The sequence below is a fragment of the Virgisporangium aurantiacum genome (genome assembly GCF_016863635.1).
Classification (GTDB): Bacteria; Actinomycetota; Actinomycetes; order Mycobacteriales; family Micromonosporaceae; genus Virgisporangium; species Virgisporangium aurantiacum.
In genome coordinates, this window is the sequence record NZ_BOPG01000022.1 from 157,090 (window position 1) to 174,839 (window position 17,750).

18 protein-coding genes are annotated in these 17,750 nt (G+C 71.5%); 9 read left to right on the forward strand and 9 right to left on the reverse strand.

The window, feature by feature from the left end; all coding sequences use genetic code 11:
- Window positions 1-37: 37 nt before the first annotated feature.
- The 3 genes from eccCa (at window position 38) to Vau01_RS16940 (ending at window position 4,646) form a co-directional block, all read left to right on the forward strand.
- Window positions 38-3,997 (forward strand): type VII secretion protein EccCa, encoded by a 3,960-nt coding sequence (gene eccCa / locus Vau01_RS16930; RefSeq protein ID WP_203993319.1) that lies wholly within the window; start codon window positions 38-40, stop codon window positions 3,995-3,997.
- A 63-nt stretch (window positions 3,998-4,060) separates the two neighbouring features.
- Window positions 4,061-4,366 (forward strand): WXG100 family type VII secretion target, encoded by a 306-nt coding sequence (locus Vau01_RS16935; RefSeq protein WP_203993322.1) that lies wholly within the window; start codon window positions 4,061-4,063, stop codon window positions 4,364-4,366.
- 1 nt (window position 4,367) lies between these two features.
- Window positions 4,368-4,646, forward strand: coding sequence for a WXG100 family type VII secretion target (locus Vau01_RS16940; protein ID WP_203993325.1), 279 nt, complete (start codon window positions 4,368-4,370; stop codon window positions 4,644-4,646).
- A 52-nt stretch (window positions 4,647-4,698) separates the two neighbouring features.
- On the opposite strand, the gene Vau01_RS16945 is transcribed toward Vau01_RS16940, so the two are convergent.
- Genes Vau01_RS16945 through Vau01_RS16960 form a run of 4 tightly spaced genes read right to left on the reverse strand, consistent with a single transcriptional unit; the run spans window position 4,699 to window position 7,747 of the window.
- Window positions 4,699-5,916, reverse strand: coding sequence for a WXG100 family type VII secretion target (locus Vau01_RS16945; RefSeq protein WP_203993328.1), 1,218 nt, complete (start codon window positions 5,914-5,916; stop codon window positions 4,699-4,701).
- Window positions 5,917-5,931: 15 nt separating this feature from the next.
- Window positions 5,932-6,372 (reverse strand): hypothetical protein, encoded by a 441-nt coding sequence (locus Vau01_RS16950; RefSeq protein ID WP_203993330.1) that lies wholly within the window; start codon window positions 6,370-6,372, stop codon window positions 5,932-5,934.
- Window positions 6,369-7,421, reverse strand: a complete 1,053-nt coding sequence (locus Vau01_RS16955) for a hypothetical protein (RefSeq protein ID WP_203993332.1) — start codon at window positions 7,419-7,421, stop codon at window positions 6,369-6,371. Before Vau01_RS16955 ends, Vau01_RS16950 begins: the two co-directional genes overlap by 4 nt.
- A 5-nt stretch (window positions 7,422-7,426) precedes the next feature.
- Window positions 7,427-7,747, reverse strand: a complete 321-nt coding sequence (locus Vau01_RS16960; RefSeq protein WP_203993334.1) for a hypothetical protein — start codon at window positions 7,745-7,747, stop codon at window positions 7,427-7,429.
- A 115-nt stretch (window positions 7,748-7,862) separates the two neighbouring features.
- On the opposite strand from Vau01_RS16960, the gene Vau01_RS16965 reads away from it, so the two are divergent.
- Both Vau01_RS16965 and Vau01_RS16970 read left to right on the forward strand, forming a co-directional pair.
- The gene (locus Vau01_RS16965) at window positions 7,863-8,201 is read left to right on the forward strand and encodes a YbaB/EbfC family nucleoid-associated protein (protein ID WP_203993336.1); all 339 of its coding nucleotides are present in this window, start codon (window positions 7,863-7,865) and stop codon (window positions 8,199-8,201) included.
- Window positions 8,198-8,560, forward strand: coding sequence for a YbaB/EbfC family nucleoid-associated protein (locus Vau01_RS16970; protein WP_203993338.1), 363 nt, complete (start codon window positions 8,198-8,200; stop codon window positions 8,558-8,560). The genes Vau01_RS16965 and Vau01_RS16970 overlap by 4 nt, the downstream gene beginning before the upstream one ends.
- A gap of 3 nt (window positions 8,561-8,563) precedes the next feature.
- On the opposite strand, the gene mycP is transcribed toward Vau01_RS16970, so the two are convergent.
- A complete protein-coding gene (gene mycP, locus Vau01_RS16975) occupies window positions 8,564-9,721 on the reverse strand; it encodes a type VII secretion-associated serine protease mycosin (RefSeq protein ID WP_239151641.1) in 1,158 nt (385 codons plus the stop codon).
- Window positions 9,722-9,753: 32 nt separating this feature from the next.
- Between mycP and Vau01_RS16980 the strand changes: the two genes are divergently transcribed.
- Complete coding sequence (locus Vau01_RS16980; RefSeq protein WP_203993340.1) at window positions 9,754-10,191, forward strand: YbaB/EbfC family nucleoid-associated protein; 438 nt, start codon at window positions 9,754-9,756, stop codon at window positions 10,189-10,191.
- Between the two features lie 2 nt (window positions 10,192-10,193).
- Here Vau01_RS16980 and Vau01_RS16985 read toward each other — a convergent pair whose 3' ends face one another.
- The 4 genes from Vau01_RS16985 to Vau01_RS17000 are packed head-to-tail and all read right to left on the reverse strand — an operon-like array spanning window position 10,194 to window position 13,157.
- On the reverse strand, window positions 10,194-11,117 hold the full coding sequence (locus tag Vau01_RS16985) for a WXG100-like domain-containing protein (RefSeq protein ID WP_203993343.1): 924 nt from the start codon (window positions 11,115-11,117) through the stop codon (window positions 10,194-10,196).
- Window positions 11,114-11,473 carry a hypothetical protein gene (locus Vau01_RS16990; RefSeq protein WP_203993346.1) on the reverse strand — a complete coding sequence of 120 codons (360 nt, stop codon included), beginning with the start codon at window positions 11,471-11,473 and terminating at the stop codon, window positions 11,114-11,116. The genes Vau01_RS16985 and Vau01_RS16990 overlap by 4 nt, the downstream gene beginning before the upstream one ends.
- 60 nt (window positions 11,474-11,533) lie before the next feature.
- Window positions 11,534-12,229, reverse strand: coding sequence for a carbon-nitrogen hydrolase family protein (locus tag Vau01_RS16995; RefSeq protein WP_203993349.1), 696 nt, complete (start codon window positions 12,227-12,229; stop codon window positions 11,534-11,536).
- A 10-nt stretch (window positions 12,230-12,239) separates the two neighbouring features.
- Window positions 12,240-13,157: a siderophore-interacting protein gene (locus Vau01_RS17000; protein ID WP_203993486.1), complete on the reverse strand. Its 918-nt coding sequence runs from the start codon at window positions 13,155-13,157 to the stop codon at window positions 12,240-12,242.
- Window positions 13,158-13,655: 498 nt separating this feature from the next.
- Here Vau01_RS17000 and Vau01_RS17005 point away from each other — a divergent pair, with 498 nt between their 5' ends.
- From Vau01_RS17005 to Vau01_RS17015, 3 genes are read left to right on the forward strand one after another with little or no spacing between them, the layout of a single operon-like run.
- Window positions 13,656-16,076 carry a HAMP domain-containing protein gene (locus tag Vau01_RS17005; RefSeq protein WP_203993352.1) on the forward strand — a complete coding sequence of 807 codons (2,421 nt, stop codon included), beginning with the start codon at window positions 13,656-13,658 and terminating at the stop codon, window positions 16,074-16,076.
- A 5-nt stretch (window positions 16,077-16,081) separates the two neighbouring features.
- The gene (pgsB, locus tag Vau01_RS17010) at window positions 16,082-17,257 is read left to right on the forward strand and encodes a poly-gamma-glutamate synthase PgsB (protein ID WP_203993355.1); all 1,176 of its coding nucleotides are present in this window, start codon (window positions 16,082-16,084) and stop codon (window positions 17,255-17,257) included.
- The gene (locus Vau01_RS17015) at window positions 17,254-17,736 is read left to right on the forward strand and encodes a poly-gamma-glutamate biosynthesis protein PgsC/CapC (protein WP_203993358.1); all 483 of its coding nucleotides are present in this window, start codon (window positions 17,254-17,256) and stop codon (window positions 17,734-17,736) included. The genes pgsB and Vau01_RS17015 overlap by 4 nt, the downstream gene beginning before the upstream one ends.
- The last annotated feature ends 14 nt before the right edge of the window (window positions 17,737-17,750 follow it).

Sequence of the window (17,750 nt, forward strand, 5' to 3'; positions counted from 1 at the left end):
ATATTAGCGGGATCTTCGACCTCCAAGGCGGTACGTCGTGAGTACGGTCCTGTTCCGCCGGCCGCCCCGGCAGACCCCGCCCCGGATGCCGCGCGGCGAACTGGTCCTGGAGTCGCCGCCCGACCTGGCCGAACCGCTGCCCCGCAGCCTGGCCCAGCTCCTGATGCTGCTGCCGATGATGGCCGGCGGCGGCGCGATGGCGCTGATGTACGCGGGCGGCGGCCGCGGCGGCGTGCTGACCTACCTCGTCGGCGGCCTGTTCGCGGTGTCCATGCTGGGCATGGGCGCGACGTCGATCGGTCACAACACCGGTCACAGCCGGGCCGAGACCGACGCCCGTCGCCGCGAGTACATGCGGTACCTCGGACAGAGCCGCCGGCAGGTGCGCCGCGCCGCCGCGCAGCAACGCCGGGCGCTGCTGTGGCGGCATCCCGAGCCGGCCACCCTGTGGTCGCTGGTCGCCTCGAAACGGATGTGGGAGCGGCGCACCGGCGACGAGGACTTCGGCGAGATCCGGGTCGCGGCCGGGGCACAGAAGCTCGGTATCGCGATCGTGCCGCCGCAGACGCGTCCCGTGGAGGATCTCGAACCGTTGAGCGCGGTGGCGCTGCGCCGCTTCGTCCGGGCCCACTCGGCCGTGCCCGACCTGCCCCTGGCGGTGCAGTTGCGGGCGTTCAGCCGGGTGGTGCTGCGCGGTGAGCGGGCCGACGTGCTGGCGCTGGCCCGGGCGACGGTGGCGCAGCTGTGCACGTTCCACTCCCCCGACGACGCCCAACTGGTTGTGGTGGCGTCGGCGGGACGACGGGCGGACTGGGACTGGGTGAAGTGGCTGCCGCACGCGCAGGACGACCGCCGCGCCGACGGTGCCGGTGCCCGGCGCCGCGTCTACGACTCGATGGCCGCGTTCGAGGAGGCGGCCCGGGAGGACCTGGAGGCCCGGACGCGGCACTCGCCGGAGGCCAAGCCGCAGGCCGGCGCGGCGCACCTCATGGTGGTGCTCGACGGCGGCGAGGACGCGCCGGCGGGTCAACTGGCCGGTCCCGGCCTGCTCGGCGTCACCGTGCTCGACCTGTCCGGGATGGTTCCCCGCGACGCCGGCCGCTGGCTGCTGTGCCTCGACGTCGACGCCGACTCGGTCACCGCCGACCGCGGTGCCCGGCGCACCCGCCTCGGGCGACCGGATCGGCTCACCGCCCAGCAGGCGCTCGGGCTGGCGCGGGCGCTGGCGCCGTACCGGCTCTCCCGCCACACCGAGGTGCAGGAGGCCACCGCCCGGATCACCGAGCTGCCCGAACTGCTCGGCCTGGCCGACGCCACCGCGGTCGACCCGGCCCGGACCTGGCGGCGGCGGGCCGACCGCGACCGGCTGCGCATCCCGCTGGGCGTCAGCCCGGACGGATCGGCGGTGGACCTGGACTTCAAGGAGGCGGCGCTCGACGGCATGGGCCCGCACGGGCTGCTGATCGGCGCCACCGGTTCGGGCAAGAGCGAGCTGCTGCGCACGATGGTGCTGTCGCTCGCCATCACCCACTCCAGCGAGGACCTCAACTTCGTCCTCATCGACTTCAAGGGCGGCGCCACGTTCGCCTCGCTCGACGTCCTGCCGCACACCAGCGCGGTCATCACCAACCTGGCCGAGGAGCTGGCGATGGTCGACCGCATGGAAGACGCGCTGAGCGGCGAGATGATCCGCCGCCAGGAACTGTTGCGGGCGGCCGGGAACTACGTCTCGCGGCACGAGTACGAGCGCGACCGGCTGGCCGGTGAACCGTTGGCGCCGCTGCCCAGCCTGCTGGTGATCTGCGACGAGTTCTCCGAGATGCTCGCGGTCAAGCCCGACTTCATCGACATGTTCGTGATGATCGGCCGGCTGGGCCGCTCGCTCGGCGTCCACCTGCTGCTGGCCAGTCAGCGGCTGGAGGAGGGCCGGCTGCGCGGCCTGGACACGCACCTGTCGTACCGGGTCGGGCTGCGCACGTTCTCCGCGATGGAGAGCCGGGTGGTGCTCGGCGTGCCCGACGCCTACGAGCTGCCCAACGCGCCCGGGCACGGGTACCTCAAGGTCGGCACGTCACCGATGCAGCGGTTCCGGGCGGCCTACGTCTCGGGGCCGTACCGCGGTGCCGGTGGCCGCACGCAACGGTCGACGGCGCTGGTGAGCACCCGCATCGTGCCGTTCGGCGTCGACGCCGTGCCGATCCCGGAGCAGCCGACGGTCGAGCCGGAACAGGCACCGGAGACCGAGAGCGCGCGGCAGACCACGATGCTCGACGTGATCGTCGCCCGGCTGCGCGACCGGGGCGTGCCGGCCCACCAGGTCTGGTTGCCGCCGCTGGCCGAGGCGCCCGGGCTCGACGCGCTGCTGGGCGACCTCGACACCGACGAGCGGCACGGGCTGGTGGCGACCGCCTGGCGCAAGCCCGGCCCGCTGGTCGTCCCGGTCGGCATCGAGGACCGGCCGTACGAGCAGAGCCGCGAACCGCTGCCGGTGGAGCTGGCGGGCGCGAACGGCAACGTGGTCGTGGTGGGCGGGCCGCGCTCGGGCAAGAGCACGCTGCTGCGCACCATCATCGCGTCACTGGCGCTCACGCACAGCCCGCGCGAGGTCCAGTTCATGTGCATCGACTTCGGCGGCGGCGCGCTGCGGGCGCTGGCCGGCCTGCCGCACGTCTCCGGCGTGGCGGTCCGCCGCGACCTGGAGTCGGTGCGGCGCAGCGTGGCCGAGGTGTGGGCGCTGATCGAGGACCGCGAGGTGCGGTTCGCCGAGGCCGGCGTCGAGTCGATCGACTCCTACCGGGAGCGCCGGGCCCGCGGCGAGTTCGCCGACGACCCGTTCGGCGACCTGTTCCTGGTGGTCGACGGGTACGGCCTGCTCCGCGAGGAACAGGAGGAGCTCGACTCCGCGCTGTCGGTGATGGCGAGCCGGTGCCTCGGGTTCGGGGTGCACCTGGTGCTGACCGCCAGCCGGTGGGGCGAGATCCGGTACAACATCCGGGACTACTTCACCACCCGCCTGGAACTGCGCCTGGGCGACCCGTCCGACTCCGAGATCAACCGCCGGGCGGCGGCGAACGTGCCGGACGCCGCTCCCGGTCGCGGCCTGAGCCGGAACCAGTTGCACTTCATGTCCGCTGTGCCACGGATCGACGGCGGTACGGGCGACGAGGGCCTGCCGGAGGCGACGGCCGCCCTGGTGGCCCGGGTCCGGGCGGCCTGGCCGCATCCGCCGGCGCCGCGCGTGCGGCTGCTGCCGCGTCAACTGCCGGCGGCGGAGCTCTGGCAGGCCGCGGCCGCCAACGCCGGAAAGCGGATCCCGCTGGGGTACAACGAGGCCCGGCTCGCACCGGTGTATCTCGACCCGGTCGAGGACCAGCACCTGGTCATCTTCGGCGACGCGCAGTGCGGAAAGACCAACCTGCTGCGGCTGATCGCGCGGTGGATCGTCGACAACCGCACACCGGCCGAGGCGAAACTCATCATCGTCGACTACCGGCGCAGCCTGCTCGGTGCGGTCGAGGGCGAGCACCTGCTCGACTACGTCCCCGGCGCGCAGCAGGCCGAGAGCATGGCCGCCGGCATCGTGGCGGCCCTGAACAAGCGGCTGCCCGGCCCCGACGTCACCATCGACCAGCTGCGCACCCGGAGCTGGTGGGCCGGTCCCGACCTGTACCTGCTCGTCGACGACTACGACCTGGTGTCCAGCTCCAGCGGCAATCCACTGGGTGAACTGGCCGACCTGTTGCCGCAGGCCCGCGACATCGGCCTGCACCTGATCCTCGCCCGCCGCACGGGCGGCGCGAGCCGGGCCCTGTACGAACCGGTGCTGCAGCGGCTCAAGGAACTCGACGCACCCGGTCTCCAGATGGCCGGCAACCCCGACGAGGGCGCGCTCCTCGGCTCGGTGACGCCGGGCCCGCAGCCGCCCGGCCGGGGGGTGCTGGTGCGGCGCAGCGACGGGGTGGGTCTCATCCAGACCGCATTCATCGAAACCGGTTGAACCGTTCGGATGCGACCGCCGTGATGTGAGATCAGACGGCGTTGCATTACGAGAGGTGGCCGGATGGCACACGGGCAAGAAATCAACCTCCACGATGTCAAGATTGCTGGCGACAATCTGGATGCGTTCGCGAACCAGATGACCGCCCGCCTCAAGGCGATCAAAGCCGAGGTGCAGGGGCTCAGCGGAAAGTACGAGGGTCTGGGCGCGGCCGCGTTCCAGAAGTCGATGTCGGGCTGGGACGCCACGGCGCTCAACATCCGCCGGGCCATCTTCGAACTGGCCGGCCAGGTGCGCGTGGCCGGCAAGACACACCTCGCGGGTGACCACGAAACCATCGCCGACTTCAACGCCCACTCCGGAGGCTGACGTGCACCAGATTCGGGTCAACTACGCGCTGAACCAACAGGTGAGCCAGACGCTCCAGAAGGAGCACAAGGTTCTCAACCAGCTCACGGCCGATCTGCACACCCAGCTGAAGAAGGCGGTGTGGGTCAGCGAGTCCAACGCCAACTTCCGGCAGATCCTGGCGAAGTACAACGTCCACATGGCGGAGCTGCACAACGAGCTCAACCGCCTGGGCGCGGCCCTCCTCTCCGCCAGCCAGAGGCTGCAGGTCGCGGACAAGCGGGCGACGAAACTGTTCTGAACAAACGGCAACCGGGGTCGTCCGACGCGATGTGTCGGACGGCCCCGGATTTCTATGCGTCGAGAACGCCACCGCCGACGACGTCCGCGCTGTCGAAGCCGAACATCGCCTTGACCTCGTCCTCCTGGAGGAAGCCGTCGGTGTTGTTTCCCTGCGCGCCGCCGGCGCCGTGCCCGCCCATCGGCATCATCGGTGGGTACATTCCCATCCCGCCGAGCGCGGCGGAGCCGCCACCCGCACCGGGCGCCCCGAGCCCGCGCGCGGCCGACCCGGGTGCGCCGAACCCCGACGTCGCCGAGCCGGGAACCGCCCCGACCGGCCCGAGACCCGCGCCGCCGCCGACGCCACCCACGCCGCCACCCAGGCCACCACCGGCACCCAGGCCGCCGATTCCGGCGAGACCCGACGTGTCGGGGTCTCCGAATCCGGGCAGCTCTCCGGACGTCCCGGGCAGCTCGGGCGGGGTCGTCGTCGACAGGTCCGGCAACGGCGTGCTGCTCGGCGCCGTCGGGGCGTTCAGGCCGGCGGTGGACACCGGGGTCTGCAGGCCGCCCGGCGACAACCCGGGGCCGCCCAGGCCGTCCAGGCCCCTCGCGTCGGGGCCGGCGGTCCGGCCCGCGCCGGGACCCGCGGTTGCGCCGGGCCCGTTCGCACCGTCGGGTCCGGACCGGACGCCCGGAACCGGCACCGGCTCACCGGGCGGAATCAACTTCCGGTCGGCCCCGTAGTCGCTGACCAGTTGCCGGTACACCTCCTGCGCGTGCTGCTCGCCGAGGCTGAACCAGCGCTGGAACGCGTTGTACGTCTCGGGCCAACGCCGATACAACGCCAGGTCCAGCGCGAACGGACGCACGAACCACGGCACGCCGGCGTGGAACGCCTCCTGCGCGGCCACGACCTCCTCGTACCTGTTCAGGGGGACGTGGATGTTCTCGACCGCGGTCTTGAGGTGGGTGGCGCTTTCCGACGCCGCCCGCTGCAGGCCCTGGTACTGGTTCTGGATCGCACCGACCGCACCGATCAGCTCCTTGACGTGCTGCTGGAAGGCGGCCGCACCGGTGCCGTGCCAGTTCGTTCCCGACTGGATCTGCAGCTTCTGAAGTGCCCGCCGGAGCTGGTTCAGCTGGCCGGGCCGCTGCTCCGGCCCGCCCTCGACCTGCGGCAGCCCGAACACGTTCTGCCAGTGGCCGGCGGCCCGTTGCAGACACAGGTAATTGCTCGCGACGCAGACCCGATCGACGATCTGGTCCCAGGTCGGGCCGTCGGCCATGGTGTGCGCTCCTCACTACCCGAGGTACCGGCGGACGGTCGCCGCGTCGAGCTTGTTGCGTTCGTCGGCGTCCCGGTACTGCTTGGCGAGCTTCTCCATCGCGGCCGCGGTATGGGCGATGGCCTTGGTCAGGTTGTCGAGGTCGGTGTCGAGTTGCTGGGCGGCGCCGGCGAACGCCGCGCGCATGTCCATGACGGGCCCGATGTCGTCGCTGCCCAGGCTGCGGTAGCGCTCCCGGCTCGCGGTCGCGGCCACGTCGCCCGCCGCGGCCTCTCTCCGGATCGCCCTGGTTGAGGCGGCGAGTTCGTTGAGATACTGGCCGATCACCTTGAGATCCTGCCCGTCGACCTGCAACCGGCCGGCGCTCTCGAGCTGCTCCGAGGCCCCCAGCGGTTCGAGCGTGGCGAGCCAGGGTCGCCGGGCCGGCGCCGGAACCGGGCTGTCGCCATCCGTCACGACAACACCCCGCCCGCCTCGGTGGCCGCGTCAGCGGTCTCCCACGACGCGCCTTCCTCTTCCAGCCACTCGCTGCCCTCGTGATGTTCCTTGTCGCCCAGGTGGCCACCGGCCATGCCGGCGCCGCCGTACATCATCCCGGGCCCGCCGGCCGCGCCGCCGCCGGCGACCATCTCGCCGACCGCCCCGCCCCGGGCGGCGATCGCGCCGGGCCCGAGACCGGCGGTGCCGCCGAGCGTCGACGGGTTCAGGCCCGCCGTGCCGAGCGGCACGCCGCCCGCACCGGTGAGCCCGCGCGCCAGCCCGGCGCCGTCGAGCGAACCGACGCCGGCCAGCCCGACACCGGGGCCGGCGCCGGTACCGATCCCGGTCGGCAGAGTCGGGCCACCGCCCGGCGTGATCGGTGTGTTCGGCGTCAGGGGACCCGGCGCGACGCTCGTCGGCGGCGGAACCGCACCCACCGGCGGCGTGGACGCGGCGGCGGGGTCCTTCTGGGTCAACGAACCGAGGACGCTCACCGCCGAGTTCGCCAACGTCAGTGCCACCTGGGCGTCGGCCGCGTTGGTCTGCAGAACGACCAGGTCGATCTGGGCGGTGTATTCGCCCGCCTTCACCGTCAGGTCCGCGTGCAGCGTCCGCGCCTCGCCGTGGTGCTGGCTCGCGTGCAGCGCCGCGATCGCCTCGATCTGCGGCTTGCCGAGGACCACCTTGCCCATCGGCCATACCTGGAAACCCTGTGTCGTCGCCGTTTTGGTCAGCAGGACCAGCCGCGCCTTGGCGTTCTGCAACTGCTGGGCGCCGGCGTTGATGATCTGCTGCGACTGGGTGAACGCGGTGAGCACCTGCTGTCCCTTGCCCAGCAGCCCGCCCGCCTGCGACCCCTGCGCCTGCTGGCCCGAGCCGGTCCAGGTGCCCACGAGGTTCGACGCGCTGTTGAAGAGCTGGTAGCCGGCGCCGACGGGTCCCATGACGGCGGAAAGCGTGCTCATCGTGTCGTTCTGGAACAGCGTCGGCTTCGAGGCCATGATGCTGGCGTACGTGTTGAACATCGCTGTCACCTGCTCGCTTGCCGGAAGTCGACGGCCGTCGACTCGTCGTCGGCGACGTGCGACCCGGCCGCCTCGTCGAGGGAGTTCGCGTGCCGGTCCAGTTGGTCGGCCGTCTTGCGGATCGCGGTGGGAAGGTGGCCACCGCACACCACCGTGGCCGCGCGGGCGAGATTCGTGGCCGGGTTGGCGATGGCCGCGCGCACGTTGGCCACCGCCACCAGGTCGGCCTGTTTGCGCAGGCCGTCCGCGACGGACCGGCACTCGGTGGCGGCCTTGTTCAGTTGCGCGGGGGTCATCTTCAGCTCTGCTGGCGTCGGTACGGTCACGGAATCCTCCCGGCGAAGGCATCTATGCTGTTCGACATCACGGATCCGGAGCCGCGGGCGGTTCAATCTGTTAAGCGGCTGATTTGTCGCCGAGAGAGGCGACGGAGGTGCGCGAATGTCGATGTTCGACGATGTCGATCTGCCCGCCGTCGGCGTGCCCGGCGCGCTCGACCGGATCCGGTCGCAGACGTTCACCGGCCGCGACCCGGACAACCTGGTGACGGCCGAGGTCACCGGCGACGGCATGGTCGACCGGATCACGTTCGCGGCAACCGTCGCCACCCGCCGGCCGCCGGCCGTCGCCACGGCGGTGCTGGCCGCGATCGCCGACGGCCAGCGCCAGGGCGTCGAGGCGCTGATGGAACTTGCGGCCGCCAGGGACTCGTCCGAACCCGACGAGAAACCCGTGGGCGACGGAATCGTCGGCGGCCCCTCGGAAGGCGGCAACGCATGAGCCACGGGATGGACGCCGAGCGGTACGCCGCGGTGACCGCGGCCGGTCAGGCGCAACTCGACGCATACAGCGAGGCGGCCGAGCGACTGGCGCGGGAACCGGTCGAGGCCCGCAGCGGCGACGGCCGGGTGCGGGTGCGGGCGGCCGGCGGCGGCCACGTCGTCGGGCTGCGGCTCAGCGACGACGTGTTCAGCCGCTACACGGTCGGCGCCCTCGGCGAGGTGGTCACCCGCACGGTCCGGGCGGCTCAGGAGCGGGCGGCCGCGGCGTTCCGGACCGGGCTGGCCGGGGTGCCGACGACCGCGGTCGACGAGGCCGACGAGATCATGGCCGAACTGGCGGCAGACGGCGAGGAGTAGCCGTCAGGCCCGCCACCGGCGCGCCCGCCCGTTGCGCACGATCGGGATCGCGATCAGCAGGAGCACCACCGCGAGCGCCCCACCGACGGTGATCCAGACGGCCGCGCCGGTGACCCCCCGCATCGGATCGGCGGCGGCCCGGGGTGCCCTCGGCAGCCGGGCGTCGGCAGCGGCACCGCCGGCGAGAGCGCCGCCCGCCAGCGCACCCACCGCCCGGGCCGGGTTGACCACGCCGTACCCCACCTCGGCGTTGCGTTGCCCGGCCGGGTGGTCCGCGGTCCGCTCGATCCGGTCGGCCACCTGGGCGGGGGTCAGGTTCGGGTCGTACGAGCGCACCAGCGCCGCCACGCCGGTGACGTACGCGGCGGCGAAACTGGTGCCGCCGTCGGTGGTGTAGAGGTAGCCGCCGCCGCGCGGCGACGGCCCGGAGATCCGGTCACCCGGCGCGGCGACGTCGACGTGCTCGCCGGTCGACGAACTGGTGACGTGCTTGTCGCCGGTGTCGACGCCGCCGACCGCGATCACCTCCGGGTACGCCGCGGGATACTGCGCGCCGGACTGCCCGCCCCCGTTGCCGGCCGCCGCCACCAGAACCACCCCGCGACCCACCGCGTACCGCACGGCCGCTTCGAGGTCCGGTGTCGCCTCAGCTGTGAGAGACAGGTTGACCACGGTGGCACGGGCCTGGTCGACGGCGTACCGGATCGCCGTGGCGACCACTGTGGACAGTTCACCGCCGACCGCGCGCTGCTGGTCGCGCAGCACCCGGATCGGCACGATCGTGGCGCCCGGAGCCACCCCGTAGTACCGGAACCCGCCGCTGGTCGCCTCGCGCCCGGCGATGATGCCGGCGATGAGCGTGCCGTGGCCGTTCTCGTCGCAGCTGCCGTCGCCGCCCGGGGTCACGAGATCGGTGCCGCGGCGGACCTTGCCCGCCAACATGGCGTGCTCACCCGAGACGCCGGAGTCGATCACCGCGACCGTCACGCCCGCGCCGGTGCTCAACGGCCAGGCCAGGTCGGGACGCAGCCGGTTCAGCGCCCACGGCTCCTCGGCCAGCGGGTCGGCCACCACGGGTCCGCAGGTGTTCGGTGCGGCCGCGGCGACACCCGGCACGGCGAGCGATCCGGACAGCGCGAGCACCACCAGCAGAAGGCGCATCGAGACAACTCCTTTGGCTAACATTGACGCTCATGGAACCACCTGACGAGGCAGCGATGCAGCGGATCAACGCCGAGCTCCACTCCGTGATGGAAGGCGCTGTCGCCGCCCAGCGCAAGCTCCTCGAGATCGAGGGCACGGCCTGGTCCGACGACCGGCTGATCAAGGTGGTCGTCGGGCCCCGGGGCCAGCTCGTCGGCCTGGAGATCGATCCGCGCGCGGGCAACCGGATGAACACCGACGCGCTCGCCCGCACCATCCTGGCGACCGCGCGGGCCGCCGCCGAGCAGGCCATGGCGAGCGCCCGCGAGATCCTCGACGAGGATGTGCCGAAGGACATGCGGGGCCTGCGCGACACTCAGGTCCCCGGTGGGTTCGACCTCACCGACCTGTTGACCCAGACCGACACCGACCTGCACCGCATCATCCACGACGAAGACGACGACGAAGGCAGCGGCGGGCGCCGCTGACGTCACCGCCCGAGCATCCGCTTCGCCGCAGCCTTCCCCACCTCCGCCGACCACGCCCGGTGATGCTCGGGGAGCCACACCCGCCCCAACATGTGGATCGCGGTCTTCTGCTCCCACTCGTTCTGCGTCGGCAACAACTCGTTGGCCGGCTTGCCGGCGACCAGGTTGGCCACCGGTGTGTAGACCAGCCCGGAGGAGGTCATCCGCATGGCCGCCCGCACCCAGACGTTGTTCGCGAACGCCTTACCGACGAACCTGGCGGCGAGATACTCCTGGCCCTGGAAGGCACCGTCGAACGCCAGGTTCCCCACGGCGGTCTGCAGCGTCATGTCCTTCCAGTCCTTCCCCTTCTCGCCGTAGGCCCAGTCGACCGCTTTGATCGCACCGACGTCGAGCGCGGTGTAGGCGATCGTGTCGAGCGTGAAGTACGTCGCCAACATCGCGCACATCAGCGCCGCCCGCCGGTACGCGCCGAACACCTGGAAGAACGCCACGACGGCCCGGGCGAGGTACACCGCCTTGACCGCCGAGTAGAGACCGACCGTGAGGAAGCCGAACGCGACCGTCACCCCGATGTCGACGGCCACCTGCCAGGCCATGTGGTTGAACGTGTGCCGCTTCTTCTCCAGCTCCTCGGCGAACTTCTCCAGGCCCACCGCCAGGCGTTCCGTCGCCACCTTGAGCTGGCCCAGGCGCGGCAGCACCTCTTCGGTGAGTTCGTAGAACGCCGTCACCGCGTTGCCGGACTGGGCGTTCTCCGCCATCGCCTTGGCCGCCCGCTCGGCGACCTTTTCGCTCTCGGCCGTGGCGGCGCTGACTGACCGCCAGTGCCGGGCGGCGGCGCGGAGGACGGCGGGATCGCCTTCCGGATAGGGCAGCCCGATGAGGCCGCTCATGATGTACGCCGCGGTCTCCGAACCGATCACGGCAGGTTGCCCGGCGTGAGGTTCGGGATGCCGTCGAGCCGCGTGCGCATCCGATTGAACCGGGCCGCGGTGTCCTCGTCGGCCTGCGGGAGCCGCCGGGCCAGGATGGTCAGCCCCTCGTCGACCTCGGCGAGCACGCGGGCCATGTTGGCGAGCACCTCGACGACCTTGTCCTGCTGAACCGAGTACAGCTGCGCGAACTGCCGCCCGCCCTCGTCCCAACCGAGCCCCTTCGTGCGCAACTCCTCGAGCAGCGGCACGCCCGCCTTCATGTCGAACGCGATCGCCTTGGCCTGCTCGGAAAACCTCCGCGCCTGATCCACGAGCAGCGGCGGTGAAACGTTGAGATCTGCCACGACGGCCCACCTTCCTCACACCGGTATCGATGTGAAGCACGGAGACCTCGATCGATCGGTTCAAGCCCGGTCGAGAACGGCCCTCGCGGTCTCCCCGACCGATGAGCCGGCCTGTGCCGCGACGGTGCCGTCGGGCCGCCAGATCCCCGACCGGCCCGCCGCCGGGTCGTACTCCCCGCTCCCGGTGGGCCCGGCGAAGCTGGCCACCGCCACCCACACGCCGTACGTCGTCGCCACCCGGTGGGCCCGCTCGTCCTGCACCGCCGCCTCGTCCGGCTGCTTCGCCGACCCGACGACATACACATCGGCACCCAACGCGAGCGTCGCGGCCGCATGCTCGGGCACGCCGGCGTCCCGGCAGATCGCCAACCCGAGGCGCCATCCGTCAACCTCATGAACGGCGGGACCGCCGCCCGCACGAAATCGCGCCGGTTCGGCGCCACCGGGGTACAGCTTTTTGTAGATGACGCGCACCGCGTCGCCGGCCACGGAAATCATTGCGATGTGGGGTCCCTCGACCGGCGCCCCGACGAGTGCCACGGTGTTGGTTTCGGCGCACGCCTCGACGAGGGGTCGTAACCAGTCGTCGAACGGGTCGAGCACCGGGGCGGTCAGTTCGTACCCGGTGAGCGAGAGCTCCGGGAAGACCACCACCCGCGCGTCGGCCGCGCGTACCGCGTCGGCGTGCGCAACGGCGTTCGCGGCGACGTCGAACGCGACGCACGGTGGTTGCGCGACGGCGAGGCTCAAGGTCATGTGGGGAAAGCTAGCCTTCGGCGCGCCCGAGCCGCCAGTAACCCATGAAGGCCACCGCGGTGCGGTCCATGCCCCGCTCGGCGACCAGGTGCCGGCGCAGGGTCTTGATGACGCCCGCCTCGCCGGCCAACCATGCGTACAGCGAGTCGGCCGGTGCCGCCTCGGGTACCTCCCACAGAATCGAATCGTCGATATCGATGTCCGACAGCTCGGCGTCATCCCGCATTTGCCTGTGCCGCGTGGGCAGCAAGCGGCCGGCGGCCTCGACCACCGCGGGGATCAACCGACTGCCGTGACCGTCGCCGTCCCGCGCGCCCCACGTGACGACCACGCCCGGCGGCGCCGTGACCGCGAGCCGGTCGCCGGCGTGCGGCACCTCCAGGATGGCCTCGCCTCGGGTATGCGCGGGGAGCCGTTCCAGGATCGAGCAGATCGCGGGGACGGCCGTCTCGTCCCCTGCCAGCAGCACGCTTCTGGAAACGCCGCTCGCCGGTGGGCGGAACTCGATGCCGCCGTGGTCGCCGTCGAAGCCCGCGTCGGGGCCGAGCAGCACGATCCGGTCGCCCTTCGTCGCGCCGACCGCCCACCGCGATGCCGGTCCGGCGTCGCCGTGCAGCACGAGGTCGACGTCCACCTCGCCGAGGTGCGGCCGGACCGCGCGCGCCGTGTAGGTACGGAAGGGGTTGCGCTGTTCCGTCGGCAGGGCGCGCCACTGCTCGTACCAGTCCGGGCCGTCTTTCAGGTATGCGTAGCCGTGCTCGGGTACCGGGAAAATGAGCTTGAACCGCTGGTCGTAGCCGTTGTCAGCGAAGCGGTGTAGCTCCGGTCCGGTGAAGGTGATCCGGATGAACGAGGGGCTGAGAATGGTCACGCCCGCCACGTCCACGGTGAACTGTCGCCACGGCGCCACTACCTGTGTCGTCGTCACGCGCACCTCCCCTCGCGTCGAGTTAGGACAGCCTAAAATAACACCCGCCGACCGGTGATGATCACCGTCGTACTCGATGCCGACCCTCCTCTCCGGGTAGGCGAGGTCGAGGCGGGCCACAAACCTCTTCCCGTCGTAGACCTCGTACTGCGTGACGGGCCAGGGCAGCCCGCCCCCGATCAGCACCAGCCGCAGGCGCGACTCCTGCGGCGACTCCTCCCGCACAGAAAGAGGCCGGCGCCGACACACCACGTCCGGTGATCGAGCGGCGACTCCCGCCACGCGTACACGGTGGGGAACAGCCGCAGCCAGGTCTCCCCGGTCAGCTGCCGCTTGGTGAGCAGACCGGCCGCGATGGCGTCGGCTCCGACGAACGGGAGGTTTGATACCCAACTTGGGACCCGCAAGGTATCTCTCCTCCCACTCACGAGGAGGCGCTGAGTGTGACCCGCGTCACAGGTCAAAGCGCGAGGCGCTTTCGGCACGTACCGACCGGATATGGGGGCACCGACCACATCCGCCGCAGTCGGTCCCAGGCTTCCGCGTGGGCGTCAACCCGGTCGAGAGGCCGACGCTGCCGCCGAATGGCGCCGCATCTGCCTGGACCGGCAACTTCCGCGCGCCCGGTTTCCCGCCGGCGTCAAGGTTCCCGCGCTGCTCTCGTTCTGGTGCCTGCTCCTCGTCGCCGGACTGTGCCTCGCGGTGCTCGGGGGCTCGGGCGACCGGGCGGTGCCCGAGGCTGTCGTCGACTCGCAGAAGCAACTGGTAGGCAGGCTCGCCGGTACCCAGCGCACCGTCATGAACAACGGCGTGCAGAGTCTGGCCGCCAACGCCGAACGCCTGGGCGCCGCCGCGGAGAAGGACCCGGACAAGCTGCTCGCCGCGGTCGTGGTCCCCGGTGGCCGCTGGAAGGGCGCCGCGATTCTCGACGACAAGCGGCAGGCCACGGCGTTCCGCGGCGAAACCCTCCCACCGGAGGCAGCGTCGAAGGCGGTGCCCGGCCAGGCCGTCCCGCTGGCCGTCGGCGGCGCGCTGCAGGTCGTGGTCGCCGCCGAACTACCCGGCAACCGCGTCCTGGTCGCGACAACGGGCATCGACCTGCGGGTGCTGCGGCTGAACTCCGAGGTGCAGCAGAGCGTCTTCATCTTCGGGCCGGGCAACACCATGTACTCGGTGCAGGGTGCCCCGATCCCGCCGGAGAACGTGCCCCTCAACAAGCTGGTCCAGAGGGCGCTGGAGAAGGCGGACGACCGCGCCGTGGGCGTCACCGGCTCCGTGCTGACGCTCACCGACCCGCAGACCGGGCAGGCTCGTCGGTTGGCCCCGGTGGCCGCGGCCGCCCCGATCGGCGACTCCGGTCTCGCGATCGTGTCCGTCACGCATGCGGCGCGAGTCACCGGTGGCGAGCGCTGGCGAGGGCTCGAGCCGGCGGTGACGCTGGCCATCGTGGCGCTGCTGATCCTGGCCGTCCTCTACCTGGTCCTGATCCGGCCCATCACCCGCGTGCTCGTCCAGGCGAAGGCGATGGCCTGCGGCGAGACGCCGGAGAAGGTCGCCCTCCCGGTGCTGCGCGAGGCGGCCCGCATCTCGGCGGCCCTCGCGGAGATCGCGAACGGCCCCCGCCGGACGCCCCGCACGCTCGACGAGCGGGCCCGCCGGCGCCGTCCGGGTGGTTTTTCCGCGCTCACCGTCATCGCGTTGTGCGCGATCGCGGTGCTCGGCTGGTGCGGCGCCGTCGCGGGCCGGTACGCCGGTGGCGCCGACAGCGTCCCGAAGCAGGTGTCGATCGACGCCCGCAACGACGTCGAGGGCGCGGCGGTCGCGCTGCGCGACGGGCTCACCGGCGGCGTCACCCGGTTGCGCCAGGCCAGCACCGCCGCGGCGACCGCGGCGGCGGCGACACCGTCCCCCGCGGCGTCCGCCCCGCCTTCACAAGCTCAGCCGTCACCCGCCGCGTCGGCGCCGGCGGCCAACGGGACGCGCGCGGGCGCCGCCGCCGCGAGTGGAGTCAGTGCGATCGACCCCCAGCAGTTCCGGGGACCGCTGAACGAACTGATCGACAGCGGCGACATCCGTAGCGCCTACGTCACGGACAAGACAGGAAAACCCGCTCTGATCGTCGGGGAGGAGCCAGCCCGCCAGCAGGCGGCGCCGCCGCCCGGCAACGGCGTGAAGCTCGACCGGGTCACCGGCCCGGTGCCCGTCGTCTACGCGTACTTCCAGGTCGCCGACGGCCAGACGGTGATCGCCGAGTTCGGCGTGCGGTACCTGGCCGGGCTGCTGCGCCGGGCCGAGGGACGGGTCCGCGTCGTCGACGGCGACCTGCGCACGATCCTCGACACGGGTGGTTACGTGCCCTTCCGGGTGCCGGCCGCCGCACCCGTGCGGAAGGCCGCGACCGACGCGCTGGGCAACAACGCGGGCACCAGCATCGGCAAATCGCAGGGCAGCACGATGCTGCTGGCCGGCACCACGGTCGGCGGCGAGGAGGACCTGCCCGACGTGCGCTGGGCCGTCGTCTCCGAGCGGTCGTTGGCGACGTTCCGGCTGCCCCAGAACGACCTGAACCGGGGCACCTGGCTGGTGGCGTTCCTCGCGCTGGTCGTCGCCGTACTGCTGTTCGCCTGGTACCGGCTGGTGGTGATCCGTCCGCTGCGGCAGATGGCCGAGGCGGCCGAGCGGCTGGCCGACGGCGACGTCCGCGACACCGTCTGCCCGGTGCGGCACGACGAGATCGGCGCGATCGCCGTGTGCCTGGACATCGTCCGGCAGACCATGGCCGAGGGCACCACCCGGCTCGCGGGCGCGGCCCGGCTCAAGGGCATCGGTCGGGAGATCACGATGGTGCTGCCGATCGTCCGCCCGAAGCGGGCCGACGGACCGGGCGCCCGCCGCGCGTCGTCTCGTAAGGGACGCTGAACACGATGTCGTTCATGTACATCGTGTACGTCATCGGCTGCCTCAGCCTGCTCGTCGCCGGCGTCATCGAACAGCGCAACCACTACTCGCACCTGCGCCGGATCCCGCAGCGGGTGCTGGTGAACGGGATCCGCGGCAAGAGCTCGATCACCCGGCTGTGCGCGGGAGCTCTCCGGGGTGGCGGAAAGATCGTCGTCGCGAAGACCACCGGCACGGCGGCCCGCTTCATCTACCCCGACGCCACCGAGGAGCCGGTGTACCGCAAGTTCGGCATCGCCAACGTGATCGAGCAGGTCGGCATCGTGCGGCGGGCGGCGGCGTTCTCCCCCGACGCGCTGGTGATCGAGTGCATGGCGGTGATGCCGGCGCTGCAGGAGGTCAACCAGACCAAGCTGATCCAGTCGACGATCGGCGTGCTGTCGAACGTCCGCGAGGACCACGTCGCCGAGATGGGCCCGACGCTCGACGACATCGCCCGCTCGTTGTCGAGGTCGATGCCGGTGGGCGGGGTGTGCGTCACCGCCGAGCGGGAACGGTTGCCGGTGCTGTACCAGGAGGCGGCGAAGCGGAAGTGCGACCTCATCGTGGTCGACCCGAACGACGTCACCGACCAGGAGATGCGCGGGTTCAGCTACTTCACGTTCAAGGAGAACGTGGCGATCGCGCTCGAGGTGGCGGCGCGGCTGGGCGTCACCCGTCAGGCGGCACTCAACGGGATGTGGAACGCGCCGCCCGATCCCGGCGTACTCACGGTGAAGGAGTATCAGGTTCGCGACACGTCGATCCGGTTCGCCAACGTGTTCGCGGCGAACGATCCGGAGTCGACGTTGCAGAACATCCAACAACTCGGCCGGCAGGGCCTGATCGGCCGGCCGCTGTGCCTGCTGATCAACTGCCGGCCCGACCGCGTGGAGCGCAACGGCCAGATGGGTGGACTGGTGTCGAAGTTGCGCGCCGACCGGGTGGTTCTCATCGGTGAGCCGACCCGGAGTGCCGCCGCCACGATCTCCGGCGAGTTCCAGAAGCGGGTGGTCGACCTCGGCGGCCGGCAGCCGGCACCGGAACTGCTCGATGCGTTACTGAACGCGGTCGGTTCCGGCGCGTCGGTGGTGGCCGTCGGCAACATCCACGGCCAGGGCGAGGCCCTCCTCGACGAGCTGGACAAGCTGCCGACCCGATGATCACCACCGACCTGAACCCGCAGACGGCGGCGCTCAGCCTGGGCGTCGGCCTGGTCTTCTCGCTGCTGTGCTACCTGACCACCAACCTCTCCCCCGGCGGCATGATCACGCCGGGCTGGCTGGCGATCGCCATGGTGCAGGACTACCTGCAGGTGGTCGTGATCTTCGCGATGACCATCGTGACGTTCCTGGCCATGAGCGTCCTGCTGAAGATCACCATCCTGTACGGGAAGAGACTCTTCGCCGCGATCGTGCTCCTCGGCGTCCTCTTGCAGTTGACCTTGTTTTTGATCATCCAGGGTGAGCTTCCGTTGCTGTTCGTGCACCAGACGCTGGGCTTCATCGCGCCCGGCCTGATCGTGTACCAGCTCATCCGGCAGCCGCCGGCCGCCACGATGCTGGCCACCGGCATCGTGTCCGCGGCGACGTACGGCGTGATGATCAGCGGCATCCTGGCCGGCGTCGTGCCGGCCCTCTAATCGGCTTAGGAGTG

Coding starts and splice junctions, on each gene's coding strand:
- Vau01_RS16935 (WP_203993322.1), top strand. CDS start 4,061: ATGGCACACGGGCAAGAAATCAACCTCCACGATGTCAAGATTGCTGGC.
- Vau01_RS16945 (WP_203993328.1), bottom strand. CDS start 5,916: ATGGCCGACGGCCCGACCTGGGACCAGATCGTCGATCGGGTCTGCGTC.
- Vau01_RS16955 (WP_203993332.1), bottom strand. CDS start 7,421: ATGTTCAACACGTACGCCAGCATCATGGCCTCGAAGCCGACGCTGTTC.
- Vau01_RS16965 (WP_203993336.1), top strand. CDS start 7,863: ATGTCGATGTTCGACGATGTCGATCTGCCCGCCGTCGGCGTGCCCGGC.
- Vau01_RS16970 (WP_203993338.1), top strand. CDS start 8,198: ATGAGCCACGGGATGGACGCCGAGCGGTACGCCGCGGTGACCGCGGCC.
- mycP (WP_239151641.1), bottom strand. CDS start 9,721: ATGCGCCTTCTGCTGGTGGTGCTCGCGCTGTCCGGATCGCTCGCCGTG.
- Vau01_RS16980 (WP_203993340.1), top strand. CDS start 9,754: ATGGAACCACCTGACGAGGCAGCGATGCAGCGGATCAACGCCGAGCTC.
- Vau01_RS16995 (WP_203993349.1), bottom strand. CDS start 12,229: ATGACCTTGAGCCTCGCCGTCGCGCAACCACCGTGCGTCGCGTTCGAC.
- Vau01_RS17005 (WP_203993352.1), top strand. CDS start 13,656: ATGGGGGCACCGACCACATCCGCCGCAGTCGGTCCCAGGCTTCCGCGT.
- pgsB (WP_203993355.1), top strand. CDS start 16,082: ATGTCGTTCATGTACATCGTGTACGTCATCGGCTGCCTCAGCCTGCTC.
- Vau01_RS17015 (WP_203993358.1), top strand. CDS start 17,254: ATGATCACCACCGACCTGAACCCGCAGACGGCGGCGCTCAGCCTGGGC.